The organism is Agriterribacter sp. (assembly GCF_035497235.1).
Taxonomy (GTDB): domain Bacteria; phylum Bacteroidota; class Bacteroidia; order Chitinophagales; family Chitinophagaceae; genus Agriterribacter.
The window spans coordinates 35,694-51,918 of the sequence record NZ_DATJEB010000004.1; the positions used below are offsets into that span (position 1 = coordinate 35,694).

16 protein-coding genes are annotated in these 16,225 nt (G+C 43.0%); 9 read left to right on the forward strand and 7 right to left on the reverse strand.

Annotation, left to right across the window (positions count from 1 at the left end):
• Window positions 1-132 precede the first annotated feature (132 nt).
• Window positions 133-1,023: a cupin-like domain-containing protein gene (locus VL121_RS00585; RefSeq protein WP_325401062.1), complete on the reverse strand. Its 891-nt coding sequence runs from the start codon at window positions 1,021-1,023 to the stop codon at window positions 133-135.
• Window positions 1,024-1,146: 123 nt separating this feature from the next.
• Here VL121_RS00585 and VL121_RS00590 point away from each other — a divergent pair, with 123 nt between their 5' ends.
• From VL121_RS00590 to VL121_RS00605, 4 genes are all read left to right on the forward strand, one after another.
• Window positions 1,147-1,743, forward strand: a complete 597-nt coding sequence (locus tag VL121_RS00590; protein ID WP_325401064.1) for an acyl carrier protein phosphodiesterase — start codon at window positions 1,147-1,149, stop codon at window positions 1,741-1,743.
• Window positions 1,744-1,804: 61 nt separating this feature from the next.
• The gene (locus VL121_RS00595; RefSeq protein WP_325401066.1) at window positions 1,805-2,374 is read left to right on the forward strand and encodes a DUF2911 domain-containing protein; all 570 of its coding nucleotides are present in this window, start codon (window positions 1,805-1,807) and stop codon (window positions 2,372-2,374) included.
• Between the two features lie 17 nt (window positions 2,375-2,391).
• Window positions 2,392-3,051, forward strand: a complete 660-nt coding sequence (locus VL121_RS00600) for a DUF2911 domain-containing protein (protein WP_325401068.1) — start codon at window positions 2,392-2,394, stop codon at window positions 3,049-3,051.
• 75 nt (window positions 3,052-3,126) lie between these two features.
• Window positions 3,127-4,176, forward strand: a complete 1,050-nt coding sequence (locus VL121_RS00605; protein WP_325401070.1) for a 3-oxoacyl-ACP synthase III family protein — start codon at window positions 3,127-3,129, stop codon at window positions 4,174-4,176.
• On the opposite strand, the gene mtgA is transcribed toward VL121_RS00605, so the two are convergent.
• Both mtgA and VL121_RS00615 read right to left on the reverse strand, forming a co-directional pair.
• Window positions 4,162-4,890: a monofunctional biosynthetic peptidoglycan transglycosylase gene (mtgA, locus tag VL121_RS00610; protein WP_325401072.1), complete on the reverse strand. Its 729-nt coding sequence runs from the start codon at window positions 4,888-4,890 to the stop codon at window positions 4,162-4,164. The two genes, VL121_RS00605 and mtgA, sit on opposite strands and share 15 nt — an antisense overlap.
• Window positions 4,891-4,942: 52 nt before the next feature.
• Entirely contained in the window at window positions 4,943-5,497 is a 555-nt protein-coding gene (locus VL121_RS00615; protein ID WP_325401073.1) for a hypothetical protein, read from the reverse strand.
• Window positions 5,498-5,717: 220 nt separating this feature from the next.
• Between VL121_RS00615 and VL121_RS00620 the strand changes: the two genes are divergently transcribed.
• Window positions 5,718-6,269 (forward strand): hypothetical protein, encoded by a 552-nt coding sequence (locus VL121_RS00620; protein WP_325401075.1) that lies wholly within the window; start codon window positions 5,718-5,720, stop codon window positions 6,267-6,269.
• A 147-nt stretch (window positions 6,270-6,416) separates the two neighbouring features.
• Window positions 6,417-7,640 (forward strand): dipeptidase, encoded by a 1,224-nt coding sequence (locus VL121_RS00625; RefSeq protein ID WP_325401077.1) that lies wholly within the window; start codon window positions 6,417-6,419, stop codon window positions 7,638-7,640.
• Window positions 7,641-7,651: 11 nt separating this feature from the next.
• On the opposite strand, the gene VL121_RS00630 is transcribed toward VL121_RS00625, so the two are convergent.
• The 4 genes from VL121_RS00630 to VL121_RS00645 all read right to left on the reverse strand — a co-directional run bounded on the left by VL121_RS00630 (window position 7,652) and on the right by VL121_RS00645 (window position 13,323).
• Complete coding sequence (locus VL121_RS00630) at window positions 7,652-8,266, reverse strand: L-threonylcarbamoyladenylate synthase (protein ID WP_325401079.1); 615 nt, start codon at window positions 8,264-8,266, stop codon at window positions 7,652-7,654.
• Window positions 8,267-8,364: 98 nt separating this feature from the next.
• A complete protein-coding gene (locus VL121_RS00635) occupies window positions 8,365-9,393 on the reverse strand; it encodes a radical SAM/SPASM domain-containing protein (protein WP_325401081.1) in 1,029 nt (342 codons plus the stop codon).
• A gap of 83 nt (window positions 9,394-9,476) precedes the next feature.
• Entirely contained in the window at window positions 9,477-12,065 is a 2,589-nt protein-coding gene (locus VL121_RS00640; RefSeq protein ID WP_325401082.1) for a bifunctional glycoside hydrolase family 9 protein/polysaccharide deacetylase, read from the reverse strand.
• Complete coding sequence (locus VL121_RS00645; RefSeq protein ID WP_325401084.1) at window positions 12,055-13,323, reverse strand: serine hydrolase; 1,269 nt, start codon at window positions 13,321-13,323, stop codon at window positions 12,055-12,057. Before VL121_RS00645 ends, VL121_RS00640 begins: the two co-directional genes overlap by 11 nt.
• Before the next feature lie 75 nt (window positions 13,324-13,398).
• Between VL121_RS00645 and VL121_RS00650 the strand changes: the two genes are divergently transcribed.
• The 3 genes from VL121_RS00650 (at window position 13,399) to VL121_RS00660 (ending at window position 16,123) form a co-directional block, all read left to right on the forward strand.
• Window positions 13,399-14,406, forward strand: a complete 1,008-nt coding sequence (locus VL121_RS00650) for a fumarylacetoacetate hydrolase family protein (protein ID WP_325401086.1) — start codon at window positions 13,399-13,401, stop codon at window positions 14,404-14,406.
• A gap of 59 nt (window positions 14,407-14,465) precedes the next feature.
• Window positions 14,466-15,260 (forward strand): hypothetical protein, encoded by a 795-nt coding sequence (locus tag VL121_RS00655; RefSeq protein ID WP_325401087.1) that lies wholly within the window; start codon window positions 14,466-14,468, stop codon window positions 15,258-15,260.
• A gap of 266 nt (window positions 15,261-15,526) precedes the next feature.
• Window positions 15,527-16,123 carry a TetR/AcrR family transcriptional regulator gene (locus VL121_RS00660; RefSeq protein ID WP_325401089.1) on the forward strand — a complete coding sequence of 199 codons (597 nt, stop codon included), beginning with the start codon at window positions 15,527-15,529 and terminating at the stop codon, window positions 16,121-16,123.
• The last annotated feature ends 102 nt before the right edge of the window (window positions 16,124-16,225 follow it).

Here is a 16,225-nt window from a genome sequence, read left to right on the forward strand (position 1 = left end):
TAGAAAATACCGGATTTTAAAAAAAGGAGATTGGACAATAAAGAGTGGAAGATTGGATAATTAATACCTGTGTTAATTAGTGTAACCTCTTATACAAAAGTAAATGATTGCATTAATATTTCAAATAAAATTTCAATATGTTTTTGCTTCCTGCATTGCTTTTTGAGCGGCAGTCATAGCCTTTTCTTTTTTAAGATCATCCCACCATACCGGAACGGTTTTTTTTAAAAGGGTATCTATATTACGCATGCCAATTAAATTCCATGCACCTTTCATTTTACCGCCCATACCCTGCTGGAGCGCTCTAAGGCTCATGGCAAAGCCGCTTTCTATATATTCCATATGATGCCAGTAACCGGCCGGCATAAATAAAGTGTCGCCATGCTCTAACGTTACTTCATAGCCCTTGGCCAGTTTTAAGGCAGGAAACTTTTCATAATCTGGCGTATCCTTGTGCTTATAATAATGAGAAAAATCGGCCAGGCTTAAAACTTCGTAAGGTTTCCGGTATAGTTTATACTGCTCTTCATACGGAAAAAGCAAAACCTTTTTTTTGCCCACGAATTGTGTATGCATAATATGCGAAAGATCCATATCAAAATGCAGGTGTGTAACGGAAGTTGCTCCTCCAACAAAAAGCATGGGAAAGCGTTTTACAAATCCTTTCATTAAATCTTCCGGCCATTCAAAATCATGTATCAACTGCGGGGCATGATCAAAAATATTGAACAAAAAAATACGCCAGCCTGCCGGTCCTTTCCGGATCATGTCTATATAAGCGCCAAAAGTAGTGTAGTCATCGGCCTTGTTTACCGGGGTGTAGGCATCACTCTTGTTGTTATTATAAATGCCTACCCGTTTATCTCCTGCTACCTCTTTAAAATAGTCCCATGTCCATTTATGATATGCAGGCCAATGCCTGGCTATGCTTTTTATTACTACAGGTTTCCCCGGCTCATAGTATTGCTTTTTAAAAATGGCGGGTGTAATGGTGTCTGCAGTTTCAACAGGTTGTAACAGCATATATGAATATTTATTACATGCAAAAATAATTCTTCTCCGGTAATCAGTTGTTAAAGGCTTAATAATATAGGAGATATAAAATGAAGGATAAATGCCCGTATTATCTTACATTCATCAATACATATGAACTATCTCGCCCACGCATGTCTGTCGTTTCATCAGCCGGAAATACTGGCAGGAAACATGATCAGTGATTTTGTGAAAGGCAAAAAAAAAGAAAATTATCCCGATCTTATTCAAAAGGGAATCATGCTGCACCGGGCTATTGATGCCTTTACGGATACCCACGAGGCTACAAGGCAGGCAAAGCGTTTTTTTAGTCCGTACTACCGGTTGTATGCAGGCGCCTTTGTTGATGTGGTATACGATCACTTCCTGGCCAACGACAACAACGAGTTTAACAATTATCAGCTAATGGATTTTTCAGAGGAAACCTACACGCTGCTTAACCGGTTTGCTTTTCAGCTTCCTGCACCTTTTGCTGCCATGCTCCCCTATATGAAAAAGCAAAACTGGCTGTATAACTATCGCTACAGATGGGGTATTCAAAACAGCTTTGGAGGATTGGTGCGCCGTGCCGCTTATTTAACAGAAAGCGCACCGGCCTTTGAGGTTTTTGAAAATCATTATGATGAGCTCCGCGCATGTTACGCCGCTTTTTTCCCCGATGTAAAACAAATGGCCTGGCAGCATTTTCAATCCCTTTTTCCCGCCGGATAACCTTATGATAAAATTATTATTCGCTTTTTCATAAACAGGCAAACCTGTACATTTGTTCAATATGAAAAAAATAAAAAAAACACTGGCTGTTGCCATCGGACTAATGCTGATGTTATTTGCCGGTGCGCAGGAGAACTGGCCGCCTTTAGATAATTCACCTATGGACATGATCTACCTGCCTGTTGATTATCCTATTCTTAAAATCAGGAAATCGGCCCCCGAAACACCGGTGATTAAAATAATTTACAGCCGGCCGCAGAAAAAAAAGAGAACAGTATTTGGGGAGCTGGTTGACTATGGAAGCGTTTGGCGCTTAGGAGCAAATGAAGCTACCGAATTAGACCTTTTTAAAGATGTAAAAATAGCCAATACAAAAATCAGGAAAGGAAGATATACCCTGTATGCTATTCCCTATAAAGAAAAATGGACGATAATTATTAATAAAGAAAATGATGTATGGGGGGCATTTGCATATGATGAAAAAAAAGATATTCTGCGTACAGATGTAAAAACAGAAAAAAATGCAGAGCCGGTTGAATCGTTTACTATGATGTTCGAAAAAACAGGTACGGGCGCCAACCTTTTAATTACCTGGGAAGACGTAAAAGTATCATTACCCGTTACATTATAAAAGATCAGGCTTAGCATATGACTCATCCGCCATGCAACTTATACAGCATCGTTATAATATGGTTGTGTACAGCGCTTTGTGCCTGTCATACTAACCCGCAATCCGGGAACAGCCCAACGGCAGATACCACGATTTTTCCTGTTCCCCGGCAGGAAAGCGGCAATACCCTGTCGTTGTTAGACAAATCGCCGCTGGATATCCTGTACTACCCGCCAGAATATCCCAAGCTAAAAATGATAGGTAAAACAGCATCCCTGCCCGTGTTTAGAGTAATTTACAGCCGGCCGCAGAAAAACGGCAGAAAAATTTTCGGATCAGTAGTAAAATATGGCGAGCATTGGCGGCTTGGAGCAAATGAAGCTACTGAAATAGAATTTTTTGAACCCGTTACCATACAGCAAACAAAAGTTCCCCAGGGGCGGTATGCGTTGTATTGTATACCTCAGCCCACAGAGTGGACGCTCATTTTCAGCAGCGACCTGTACAGTTGGGGACTAGTAATAGATGCCGCTAAAGATATTTTTAAATTCACTGTGCCCACCATCCGGGTAATCAATGCTATAGAAGCTTTTACGATGGAAACCGAAAAAAGCGAAGACGGCGCATTGCTTTGGATAGGATGGGATGATACTAAAGTGGCATTGCCCATTCAGTTACTATCAAATAAAAATCAATAGGCTTCCCTCATTTCTTTCTATATTTCCAATGCAGTATCCGTTATTGCTTCATTTTTAACCGTTAAAACGCTTGCTATGTTGCGCACAAAAATTGCGGGAATAGGAATGTATGTTCCCGAACAGGTTGTTTCCAATAATGATCTTACAAAATATATGGACACCAACGATGCCTGGATTCAGGAACGTACGGGTATCAAAGAAAGAAGGTATGCCAAACGCACTGGTGAAACTACCACCACTATGGGCGTTGAGGCAGCTAAGATAGCAATGGAAAGAGCGGGTACTACGGCACAGGATATAGATTTTATTATTTTTGCCACGTTAAGTCCCGACTACTATTTTCCCGGCTGCGGCGTATTGGTGCAGCGCGCCTTGAAAATGAAAGAGATTGGCGCCTTAGACATTCGTAACCAATGCAGCGGGTTTATATATGCATTAAGCGTGGGCGACCAGTTTATTAAATCGGGCATGTATAAAAACATTCTGGTAATAGGCAGTGAAAAGCATTCATTTGGGCTGGATTTTAGCACCCGCGGACGCCATGTATCGGTTATTTTTGGCGATGGCGCCGGCGCTGTAATATTACAGCCTGCAACAAATGATAACCAGGGAATATTAAGCACACATTTGCACAGCGATGGCGAAAGTGCGGAACTGTTAGCCATGTATAATCCGGGCACGCATGCTAACCACTGGACCGAAAAGCAACTGGCAGATTTTGATGATGCGGAAATCGCAAACATGTTCATGAGCCATGCCATGATTGATCATTCGCAGAACTTTCCCTTTATGGATGGCCCCGCCGTATTTAAAAAGGCCGTTGTAAAAATGCCCGAAGTAGTGATGGAAGCGCTTACCGCCAACCAGCTTACCCCGGCAGATATAAATATGCTGATACCACACCAGGCCAATTTACGCATCAGCCAGTTTGTTCAGCAGCAGTTAGGATTAACCAACGACCAGGTATATAATAATATTCAGCGCTATGGCAATACTACCGCTGCATCTATACCGATAGCCTGGTGCGAAGCCTGGGAAAAAGGAAAAATAAAAGCGGGCGATCTTGTGTGCCTGGCCTCATTCGGAAGCGGCTTTACCTGGGGCAGCGCTTTACTTCGATGGTGAGTTGGTTGCCCTGGCCCTGGGGCCGGGTAATACATCTTTAATATCCGCATCGCCCTGCAGGTTATTCATTTGCAATAACACCCACGGATAACGCACTGCTACAAAACGGGAAAGCGGCTTTACCGTATACCTTACAGGATTGGGAAGCGATGAAGCGATCATTGCGGCTTCCGTGCGGGAAAGTTTCGCGGCAGATTTCTTAAAATAATGCTGTGCTGCGGCTTCAATACCAAACACACCTTTACCCATTTCCGCCACATTAAGATACACTTCCAGGATGCGTTCTTTGCCCCATATCCATTCAATCATAAAGGTAAAATATGTTTCCAGTCCTTTGCGCAACCAGTTGCGGCGCTGCCATAAAAAAACATTTTTTGCTGTTTGCTGGCTGATAGTTGATGCTCCCACGATCCTGTTCTTCTTTTTCTGGTTCTTTTCAATCGCTTTCTGAATGCTTTTCCAGTCGAATCCGTTATGATCGGTAAAAAGCTGATCCTCCGAAGCAATTACAGCCAGGCCCGCGTTGGGAGAAATTTTATCAGCGGCAACATAATCTCTCTTAAGCCCGTTGCCGCCCAGCAAACTGCCCAACTGCGTAAGTGTTACAGGAGGGTTGATCCATTTCAGCATAATGATATATACAAATTGTAAAATGAAAAGGATCAGGAATAGTTTTTTACAGAACCGCCATACGCGGACAAAGAAATTTTTCACAATATGCAAATAATAAAGCTGCAAAATAAAACAAATGCATCAGCCTTATCGGTTATTTCGTTGGTGAAGTCATTTTTACATATACCATGCTGTACTTTTTTCCTATCGGATAATAGTATTTTCGCAGCTTGTGCATGGTAAAGCCCAATGCGGCAACACCGCCGGAGATAAGCAGGGTTGAAGGATATACCGTTTCTTTTTGTATCAGTCCGTTAAACGTATGCAAAAAGGCATATCCGCCGCCGCCTATCATAAACAAGGTACCATTACGTACAAATTCAAACGCTTTTGGCGGGCGGGGTATGGCGGCAATTTCATTGTAATGAAATCGCAGATCATAGTGTCCAACCGTATCCTGTACGCTTGTTCCCCAGGGAGTAGGAAGCATCCGTACATCGAATTGCTTAATATATATGGTATCGTTATACACTCTTTCAATTATTCCATTTACACCCGATCCGTTGATGTGAACAAATGCAATAGGCATCCCTTTAAAATAGCTTTTGATAGTACGGTCTTTTTTTCTGAATGACAAAAAATCATTTTGCTGTGAGAACGAATAAAAGGAAAGAAAAAGACATGCCAGGAGCAGCAGAGGTTTGCACATGATATATGAGTTAAGGTACAAATAACTGTTAATGTAAGATAACGGTTATGATTTGTTTTGTTGAAGTGATGTTAAAATAGAAGTAAAAATGCGCCAAAAATGTTCAAGCAACTTTTTATTTCACCAATTTTTTAATAAGGCGTGGGTGCATACCGGGTTAAAGCATAAAAGTAGCGATATTCGTTTTTATTTGAAGGCTTACTTACATTTATAAAGCATTATGGAACACGAACAACTCACACTTGGCATTGGTACCCGGTTGCAGCATACGCAGTTTGGTCCCGGCGTTATTGCAGGCGTTAAATACGCTACCTATATCATCTCTTTTATTAATCATGGCATAAAAGAAATTGATAAAACCGATCCGCAGCTCGATGAAATCATCCCGGAAAATGTAACAGCAGAGGTAGAAACGGTTTCAGAAACGGAAAAATCGCTGCTTAAAATTTTACGGCTATGGGGAGATGTAACAGAAAAAGTGCCTTTGGGCGACAGGTGGACGGGGGGAACCCTGCTGCTGCAACCGGCAGATAGCTCATTGAAGCCGAAAGAGATACCGGTGGAAATTTTCTTTCACAAAATTGTAATGCTGCGCGACAGGCTGAGGGTGCTGGAGCAGCAAATCAATGCCCACAAAAAGCTCAGTGATGAGGACAAGGTAAACCTTCAGCAATACATTACCCGTATATACGGATCGCTAACTACATTTAATGTGCTTTTTAAAAATAAAGAGCAATGGTTTATTGGCGAAAAAGGAGGCAAAGAGGAGTGAACTGCGGGTTCTATGATACCATGTGCTAAAAGAAATACATTTTAAACACATAGGAACACAATAGAAATAATAAGGAAGAACTATGTGTACCTGTATGTCTATGATCTTATGTGTTAGAAAGTGTATGTTAAACATAATTTTTGCAACATGAGGCAACGCACGCTTCTGTTATTAGCTTTTTTGTTTTATAGTATAGTTGTTCATGCGCAAAACTATAGAACCATACATCAGAAAGCAATTGTGATTGATACGCATAATGATGTACTCTCATCGGCTACAATGCACGGATTGAATATAGAGAATGATCTTACCGGCAAAGCCCATTCGGATATTGCCCGGTTTAAAAGAGGAGGGGTAGATGTACAGGTATTTTCCATTTTTTGCGATGAAACCTTTGGCAGGGATACGGCATTCCAATTTGCCGGTTTGGAGATAGATTCCCTGTATGCTATCGTTAAACGAAACCCCGCTAAAATGATGATGGTTACTTCGCCTGCAGATTTACAGAAAGCAGTACGTCAAAAAAAACTGGGCTGCATGATCGGCGTGGAAGGCGGGCATATGATTGAAGACCGGCTGGATTATTTAGACAGCCTGTATAAGCGCGGTGCCCGTTACCTTACCCTCACCTGGAACAATTCTACCGCGTGGGCCAGTTCGGCAAAAGATGAAACATCCTATGAGGACCCAGATACAGGAGCCGTAGCAGCAGAACTCAAAAAAAAGGGACTCGCTGATTTTGGAAAACAGGTGGTAAAACGGATGAACGAAATGGGGATGATGATTGACCTGTCGCATGCAGGTGAACAAACCTTTTATGATGTAATGCAACTTACCACAAAACCGGTATTGCTGTCGCACAGCAGCGTATATGCCATTTGCCCGGTGTTTCGTAATCTTAAGGATGAACAGATAAAAGCCGTGACGAAGAATGGCGGTGTGATACAGGTAAATTTTTATCCCGGCTTTTTAGACAGCAATTACCAGAAAAAGCGTAAAGAAATATTTGAACGCCACCGTGCCGAAAGAGATTCGCTGAGGCAACTGAACTGGCAGCCTTATGCCATTGCAGAATGGCTGGGAAGAAAATATACCGGGGAAATGGAAACAATTCGCCCGCCATTATCGCTGCTCATAGATCACATTGATTATATTGTAAAGCTGGTGGGAGTGGATTATGTGGGATTAGGAGCCGATATGGATGGTATTGAATCCCTGCCACAGCATTTAAATGGTGTGCAGGATTATCCGAAAGTAACAAAAGCGCTGGTTGACAGGGGGTACAATGAAAAAGATATATTGAAAATTTTAGGGGGCAATTTTATCAGGGTCTTTAAAGCCAATAGTAAAACAACTTTGCAGCTCCAATAAATCCGGGCATGTCAAACCGCTTCGGGCCATTCTCCCAACCCCTGCCTTACCAGCAAGGGTGTACTGCCGGTGCAATCAATTACGGTGGATGGCATTACGCCGCCAATGCCGCCATCTACCACAATATCTACGAGCTTATTAAAATTGTCTTCAATGATTTCCGGATCGGTATACTCTTCTACCCTGTCGCCGGGCAGTGTTGTACTTAATATGGGATGTCCCAGCTCCTGCACGATCATTCTGGCAATCCTATTTTCAGGTACCCTTATACCTACCGTGTTTTTTTTGCTTTTTAGAATTTTGGGAACTTCTTTGCTTGATGGTAATATAAAAGTATAGGGTCCGGGCAAATACATTTTTAATATGCGGTATAAAGGGGTGTCAATGCTTTTGGTGTAAATGCTCAGGTCGCTGAGGTCGTAGCACACAAATGAAAAATTGGCTTTCTCAGGATCTATATGTTTGATACGTGCAATGCGTTCAATGGCTTTATGCTGAAAAATATCGCATCCCAAACCATAAATGGTATCGGTAGGATATATAATGATACCACCATCTTTCAAACATTCAACAATGGTTTTTATTTGACGGGGTTGCGGGTCAACAGGGTGAACGTGTAAAAGCATATATGAAGCGCAGTTTATTGTTATACTATATAATGTTATGCCGCAGCGTCCGAAAGGTGAAAGAATAGGAGGAGAAACTGTTTCTCATTTTTCAGCGGTCAGCCCCACACTTTTGTTCCCTCGCTGCAATTGGCACAAATATCAATATTTTTTCGGCTGGTCATCAGTTCGCTGCGAAACTGTTTGTAATTGTCGTTATGCCATATTTCTTTAAACGACTGCGTTTTTAAATTACCCAAACGGTGCATGGCATCTTTATCAAAGCAGCAGGGAACAACCAGTCCATCCCAGGTAATTACATTGGCATGCCACAGCTTCCAGCAGTGATTATTCAGCTTGTTCTTTACTGTATATGCACCTTCTTTTGTTTTTTTATAGCGGCTGAATTTATCAATAGCAGGAATCAGGTTGTTGGGATCGTTTTCATAGTCATATACCTGTGCGGTTTTATACCACACATCGTCAACGCCCACTTCTTTAGCTAATTGTTTCACATGCTGTATCTGGTGTTCGTTCGGTTTCACTACCAAAAACTGAAATATTACAAAGGGTGTTTTGCTTTTCAGTTTCCGCTTCCACTTCACTATATTTTTAGCGCCTTCTATCACTTTGTCTAATTTGCCGCCGCGGCGGTATTGCTGGTACACTTCCTGCGTAGTGCCGTCAATAGATATAATCAGCCGGTCTAAACCGCTTTCAATAGTTTTTCGGGCATTATCATCATTAAGGTAATGCGCATTGGTGGATGTGGCGGTATAAATTTTTTTGTTTGCCGCATACTGCACCATCTCCAGGAAGCCGGGGTTGAGGTAAGGCTCACCCTGGAAATAAAATACCAGGTACAAAAGGTCTTTATATATTTCATCAATCGTTTCACTGAAAAAATCTTTTTTAAGCATGCCCGTTGGCCGTGTAAAACTTCTTAACCCGCTTGGGCATTCGGGGCAACGCAGGTTGCAGGAAGTGGTAGGCTCAAAAGAAATGGAAATGGGATAACCCCATTGTACCGGCTTTTTTCTCCAGCGGCTGATATAATAGCTGCTTAATACCTTGCCTGCATTCCAGGCGCGCCGTATACTGAGCTTTGATAATAAATTGATGCTATCGTAAATATGAATGCCAGGCATGAACGTAAAGGTAAAGAATATGAGCTATCCGTTTTGTATATAGCAGTCTGGCCCTCCTTTGGAGAGTACCGGCCGCTATATGGCTATTTCAACAGTTCATCCACCCGCACCAGGCGGTATTGTTTTTGTTTTAAATATTGCAGCAGTTCACCCAGGCGGTTATACATTTTATCTGTTCGTTTGGCATCGGTACCAATATGCAGTAACAAAATAAAGCCATTCAGCCCGCGGCTTTGTTCATACGCTATTATAGATTGATATATGGTATTTGACGACCGGTAATTTTTCATATCAGGTGTAGTATAATCCGCATTGCTTAATGTACCGCTTGTAAAATTGATCAGTTGTATTCCGGACTGATGCGTCCACGCGCTAATACTGTCGTTATACCATTCATAGGGAGGAAGAAAAAATGGTGCATCTTTTTTTGTGATGCCGAAGTTATTCATGGTAGTATAGCTATGCTGCAGGTCGGCGCTAAATGCTTTTTTTGTTACTAATAAGCTATCCCTTTTATACCAGTCGCAATACAATAAGTGTTTATCGGAATGGCTTCCTAAGTAATGCCCGTCTTTTTTTAGCCTGCTGATGAGTGTTGTAAATGCGGGATTGCGGTAAAAATTACCGGTGAGAAAAAAAGAGGCTTTTACACTTTGCTGCTTTAAGGTATGGGCAATAACGTTGCCGCCATCTCCAGATTCATCCCCGGTAAATACAATAGCTATAGCTTTGGCGCTGCTGTCGCCGCGTACAATGCCGCCTTGATCGTAGCTTAATTTTTGGTGCTGATCATTACTGTTTACCGTTTTTTTAGAAGAAGCCTTTGCCGGAGATGGATCACCACTTTCCTTAGCCGCCAGCAGGTAGATCAGCGAAGCCGTTCCATCCATGGTGGGTTCATTGGTGCTGTAGTCGCCTGAATCATCATGGTATACGGCCAACTGGCTTTGAAACTGCGCGTATACATCGGGTTTAGTAAGTTGCAATCCGGTAAGATTTCCAAAAATACTTCCATACACCGGCCCGTCCACGATGCCGCCGTTCACCGGAAAATTACCCACTTTTAAAAAAGAGGCATGCGGGTCATCCGGCGTATCACCCCAGGCAGGCAGGCCATATACCATGCCGGTTCCCCAGGGATTACAGCCAAACAACCAGTCAAAATTGGCCTGCTCCAGTTCTTCAAAGCTTTTATCGCCCGTGGCTTGCCGGTACCAGTAACATTGTATGGCAAATGAAGTGGTAAGATTATTGCTGCACCATATAAAAGGAACGCCGCGTAAAAAAGCATTCTGCTTTGCTTTATTCCAAACCCGTTCAATGCCTTGCTTATAATAGGTCGCTACGGTATCTCTCCGTTTATCGCTGAGCTTTTTGATCAGTTCGTAATGCCCTACGTTGATGAAAGGATACCATTGGTAATGGCTCGCGGTATCGGCGCCCAGCCAGGGTGTTAGGGGTTCCTTTTGGGCCAGGCTGTACGCGTAGTCTATACCGTTAGTTCCGCTCAATTGCGGTGCAGCGGCATTGCCCAGCATAGCGCCGGCCAATTCCATGTCGTCCATCCAGTTGTCTTCGGCATAAATATAGGGCGATACTACCGAGACGGTTTGCGTATTGCCCGGCTTCTTTACTCCAAATGCAAAAGCGGTGTAGGATTTTTCCTTTAACGTTTGTGCGTAGCTGTTGTCCAGTTGATTAAAAATTAAAGATCCTAAAGAAAAAGCGCCGCTGAACTTGCCCGCCGTTGAAGAAGTACCTTTTGTGTCGTTCATAAATTTTCCTCTTATCTGTGGCTCTCCGCTTACGAAATATACGGGACGCTGGAAGCCGCGGCCGTATTGACTGTCCATTCCGGGCATACGCATGCCAATATGATCGCGGTCATCGGCCACCTGGTTAAACATCCAGTCGGCCTGCGGATGCATTTTCAGTAACCAGTCTAATCCCCAGCGTGCTTCGTCTAACACATCAGGAATATGGTTTTCTCCTTCCAGTCCGTTAGCCTGGTGAACATCGCCAAAAGCCCCGGGAAAATCGCGGTAAGCAGCCAGCAGGTGAAAGGTAGCATTGGCCGAGGTGGTTGCGTATTGCAGGTAATCGGTAGCATCGTGCCAGCCGCCGCTAACGTCAGTGAATGTACTGTCGGGCATAGGTCCGTACAGGGTATACCCGTCCTGCGTATGGCAACTGTCCTGGGTTATAGGATTGAATTTATTGCGTTGCTGGCGCATATAATACAAACAAAAATCTGCCGCTCCTTTGTACACATCCTTACCAATCTCAAATTCAGGCGATACCACTGTGCCTGCCTGCAAATAATAACGTCCCGGCTTTCTGAAAGCAGAGAAATTTAATCGAATCGTTTCACTAAACGGGCCATAAGCGCCAGAGAGTGTTGTGGCCCTGGCGCTAAATGCCACTTTTTTGGAAGCCGCGTTCACCAGTTGCCAGCTCTTAAAAGATGGGGTTTCTTTGCCGGCCCATACCGCTACTTTAATACCATCCGGCGTATAGCCCAACTGGTTGATGCGTATCCAGGCGGATTGTGTAAAAGCGTTTTGAGAGCCAATGGCTATGCAGCCAAGAATAATGATGCGGCTGATACGATTCATTCCTTTATGTTTTCGTTTGATAATAGGTAATGTTTTGATTTTTGCGTTATTTTTCATTACGCACGGTTTGAAGCTCTTTGATGTCAAAGTTTTTCAGATCCGGAACAAACATTCGCTTTCGCTCTAATTCGTGCTTGTAAATAATATTCCCTACTTCCTTAAAAAAAGGATAGCCCAGTTCTTCGTACTCGTAGGCATCATCGTTCAATATGCCATCGCGGTTTACATAAATGGTGCCGCTCAGCATACATTCCACCTTGTTTTTGAAATCAACGATGTAAGCGATATCCGTTAAAAAGCCATAGCTCCAGCCTGTTTTGTTAAATACTTTTATATTGGAAGGTATTGGGGTTTTACCTGATTTGAACATGAAGAACTTGGTATAGCTGTCAAAAAACTCGGTGGTATCATATTGAGGGCATTTGCTTTCCGCCGGCAGCTTCGACATATATTCGTATAAAAACCGGTAGTCGTTTTCAGTAAGATCAAATCTTTGATGCGCCGGTACTGATGCGGGAAAGAAAACGGATTGTAAAATCTGCTGCAGGTCTTCAAGTGGCGCATTGTTGTGTGTGGTAAAATCCATAGGTGCATGTATCAAACTGTCAGCGCGGTTATAGTGTGCCCGTCCCACTAAAATTCTTTTACTAAAGTCAAATTCCAGGTTGCTGTAGGCCGCAGGCTGAACGTACAGGGTTTCTCCCGCTGCGTTAATAAAGCGGATGGGGTTGGTATGGCGGTTCTCTTCTTCGGTAGCGGGAACAAAGCGGCGGGTAACACGGAAATCTGTATATCCCATTTGCCAGAGTCTTTCATTAATGGTTTTTTGTCCAATAAATTCATACAGGCGGTTATAAGCATCGTTATCGCTTACTAAAAATATTTTTTTGATGTAATGGGCTATAGAAGGTAATCCGTTTTCGGAACTGCTGTCTCCCAAAACGGTTGTTTGTCCGCTATACGCGCTATCCGTTAGCATGGGGGTGCATTTATTTACACCCGGTTTATTCATTTTATTTAACTTTTCCAGCGCCAGGAAAGCCACTGGCATTTTTACGGTGGAAGCCGGGTTGAAATACCGGGTTTTATCAACATGAAGATAGAAATGTTTGAAAGAAGGCGTGTTGTGTTTGTTCCGGTTGATTTGCGTATAAATCAACTGGTATTGGAAGCTGTCGGAATTGTTCAGGATATGGAGCAGGGCCCCGGAAGCGTTCCTGTGTAATAGTTCAGACAGCCATGCATCTGTTTTTTTCCGGGCATTCATATTGGGTGTGGTGAAAAATAATATGGGAAGCAGGAAAAGTATTTTCATGCCAAAAGGTACAAAAAATTGAGCTTAATACGGCTATTGTAAACATTCAGCTATATTGCAATATAAATCTAAAATGTGCAATTAGTTTCATACCTCCGCGATTCGCATGACCAGCTATCCCTCCTGATTAATGGACATCTGTATAATATGGACGAGCTGCATCCGGATTTGCCCGGGAGCATGGGCATGTTCCTGAATTACTGGGAAGACGCTTTTCCCCTGGCCAAAAGGGCCGAGGAAGGCGTAAAGGCAGGACGATTCCTGCAAAACAGGGGTATTCCTTATGATGCGGTAACATTATTATCGCCTGTTCCTTTTCCCACATCTTACAGGGATGCATATGCGTTCCGGCAGCATGTAGCTGCGGTTGGCCGGCGCCATAATACGCCATGGTTGCCGGAGTTTGATCAGTACCCTGTATTTTATTTCGGCAATCATCACAGCATTCAGGGTCCGGGAGAGATACCATGTATGCCCGATCATTTGGAGAATTTAGATTTTGAGCTGGAGGTAGCCATTGTAATATGCAAACACGGCCGTAATATTCCGGCAGCGCTTGCAGATGAATATATTGGGGGGCTGATGATCATGAATGATATTAGCGCAAGAAGATTGCAATCGGAAGAGATGTTACTGAACCTGGGACCCGTTAAAGGAAAAGATTTTGCAACGGCCCTGGGTCCGGTACTCATAACGCAGGATGAGCTGGAATCTTTTGAAATACCCGCCAAAGCCAATCATACCGGCAAATGCTGGAACCTGGTTATGAAATGCAGGGTAAACGGCGTGCAGGTAAGCGAAGGCAACTTAGGCGATATGGACTGGACGTTTGCCGAGCTTATTGAGCGGGCCTCATACGGCGCCAATTTATACCCCGGCGATATTATTGGAAGCGGAACGGTAGGTACAGGATGTTTTCTGGAGCTTAATGGTACGGCTGCATTGAATAACCCCGGGTATACCGAACAGTGGCTTCAGCCCGGCGATGCCGTACAATTAGAAGTAGACCGCCTTGGCATGCTCAACAACCTTATTGTAAAGGATGAGGAAAACTGGAGCATTTTAAAGCAGAAAAAAATATAGCCGGGCGGTATGCGCAATTGTAGCTTGTATTTTTACCTTTACCCTGTCAATTTATAAACATGATCAATAAAATACCGGTTATTGCTTCCTTGCTTTTGGCACTGTTCTTCAGCTCCTGTTTGGATACGGAAGAAAAGATTGTAATTAATAAAAACAGCAGCGGGGTGTATACCGTTACCTTAGACATGAGCAAAATGCTCGCGATCATGGATCAGATGGGGCAGGAAAATAAAGATGACTCCAAAATACCGGAAAAAAAAGATTCAACCGTTTATTTTAAACCTTTTGCAGATACTTCCACCGCGCTTACCGCTAAGGAAAAGGAATTGTTTAAAGAGGGGAGCCTGCGGATGCAGGTAGATGAAGCGGCAAAGAAATTAATAATCACACTTACTTTTCCTTTCAGGCATATTGATGATTTATTCCAACTGAAATCATCTTACTTAGCGGTAATAGATAAACTGGGTATACCGGATAAGCTAAAGCATGAAGGTGATGGCGAACCTGGTGAAGACATTCCTTCCGGCTTAACAAAAGACAAGAATATTTTAAACCCTTCACAGGAGGCATACGCTTTTTCCGCTTCTGCAGGAAAGCTATCCAATAGCCTGATCAATAAAGAATTGTTCAATAATAATATACAGAACGATTCATCTATGCAAATGCTGCAGCAAATGTCGATGATGATGGGCGATATGAATTACAGAATGGTTATTGTAACACCCGCCAAGATAAAAAAATACAAGGGCAATCAAACTATCTTGTCGGACGATAAAAAGACTGTTACTTTCTTAACCACGCTAAGCGATATGCTTAACCGGCCGGAAGCTGCCGAGTATAGTGTGGAATACTAATGGATGTACAGGATGTCCGGGGATAAATATTTGAAGGCGGAAAATCCGAAATGCGGGGAAAGAATACAGAAGCGGGCTATTAGCCCTGAGCAGTGAGCTTTGAGCCGGGAAGCATTAAATGACAAATGGCAGGAACCCAATAAATATAAATGGTTCGTGCCTCACCATGACAGGAAAATTCAGATTCGAAGCCGGATGCAACACCTGCACCACAAACAATAAATACAGCGGATGCAGCTATTAAACTTCTTCAAGATACATTTACCATGCCCGTTATAAAAACCCAGCGCAACAACACAAAGAAAGAAGTAATTATCGGTAAAGCCGCAAAACTTTTCAGGGAAAAAAGCTTTGCCGGAACCTCTATGAGAGACCTGGCGGAGGAGGTAGGCGTAGAAGCAGCCAGCCTCTATAATCATATTCAATCCAAGGCGGAGATACTGCAGGTTATTTGTTTCAGGGTTGCTAACATCTTTATGGAACACCTTGAAAAAATTGAAGTTAATAAGCAACCTGCTATTGATAAGATCAAAGCCATCCTGCGGTTTCATATTCAGCATATGGTTAACAACTACGAAGATGTGCATGTAGCCGACAGGGAATGGCGGCATCTGTCTGAACCTTATTTGTCTAATTATAAAGTACAACGAAAAAATTACCGCCAGCGGTTAGCTGCTATTATAGAAAGCGGGATACAAAAAAAAGAGATTAAAGCCATTGACGCCCCCACTGCAGTGCTGATTATGCTGCATGCCATAAGCGGTATAGAATCCTGGCATCGTTCCAAACAAAAGATCCCGGCTGAACAATTGGAAAAGAATATGGTCATTATACTGATTGAAGGATTGGAAGCAGGAGTATAGTAAGCTTACGTTGTTACCCTTTCGTGGGCTTATTGTAAAAGTGGGGCAGGGTTGTATTTTAACCTGCCGGTTGCACCCCAAAACAAATACAGAAATAATTGA

What these genes read in the sequence shown, in the direction of transcription:
- VL121_RS00585 (WP_325401062.1), bottom strand. Translation starts at nt 1,023, where the DNA reads ATGCTGTTACAACCTGTTGAAACTGCAGACACCATTACACCCGCCATT.
- VL121_RS00590 (WP_325401064.1), top strand. Translation starts at nt 1,147, where the DNA reads ATGAACTATCTCGCCCACGCATGTCTGTCGTTTCATCAGCCGGAAATA.
- VL121_RS00595 (WP_325401066.1), top strand. Translation starts at nt 1,805, where the DNA reads ATGAAAAAAATAAAAAAAACACTGGCTGTTGCCATCGGACTAATGCTG.
- VL121_RS00600 (WP_325401068.1), top strand. Translation starts at nt 2,392, where the DNA reads ATGACTCATCCGCCATGCAACTTATACAGCATCGTTATAATATGGTTG.
- VL121_RS00605 (WP_325401070.1), top strand. Translation starts at nt 3,127, where the DNA reads ATGTTGCGCACAAAAATTGCGGGAATAGGAATGTATGTTCCCGAACAG.
- VL121_RS00615 (WP_325401073.1), bottom strand. Translation starts at nt 5,497, where the DNA reads ATGTGCAAACCTCTGCTGCTCCTGGCATGTCTTTTTCTTTCCTTTTAT.
- VL121_RS00620 (WP_325401075.1), top strand. Translation starts at nt 5,718, where the DNA reads ATGGAACACGAACAACTCACACTTGGCATTGGTACCCGGTTGCAGCAT.
- VL121_RS00625 (WP_325401077.1), top strand. Translation starts at nt 6,417, where the DNA reads ATGAGGCAACGCACGCTTCTGTTATTAGCTTTTTTGTTTTATAGTATA.
- VL121_RS00630 (WP_325401079.1), bottom strand. Translation starts at nt 8,266, where the DNA reads ATGCTTTTACACGTTCACCCTGTTGACCCGCAACCCCGTCAAATAAAA.
- VL121_RS00635 (WP_325401081.1), bottom strand. Translation starts at nt 9,393, where the DNA reads ATGCCTGGCATTCATATTTACGATAGCATCAATTTATTATCAAAGCTC.
- VL121_RS00640 (WP_325401082.1), bottom strand. Translation starts at nt 12,065, where the DNA reads ATGAAAAATAACGCAAAAATCAAAACATTACCTATTATCAAACGAAAA.
- VL121_RS00645 (WP_325401084.1), bottom strand. Translation starts at nt 13,323, where the DNA reads ATGAAAATACTTTTCCTGCTTCCCATATTATTTTTCACCACACCCAAT.
- VL121_RS00655 (WP_325401087.1), top strand. Translation starts at nt 14,466, where the DNA reads ATGATCAATAAAATACCGGTTATTGCTTCCTTGCTTTTGGCACTGTTC.
- VL121_RS00660 (WP_325401089.1), top strand. Translation starts at nt 15,527, where the DNA reads ATGCCCGTTATAAAAACCCAGCGCAACAACACAAAGAAAGAAGTAATT.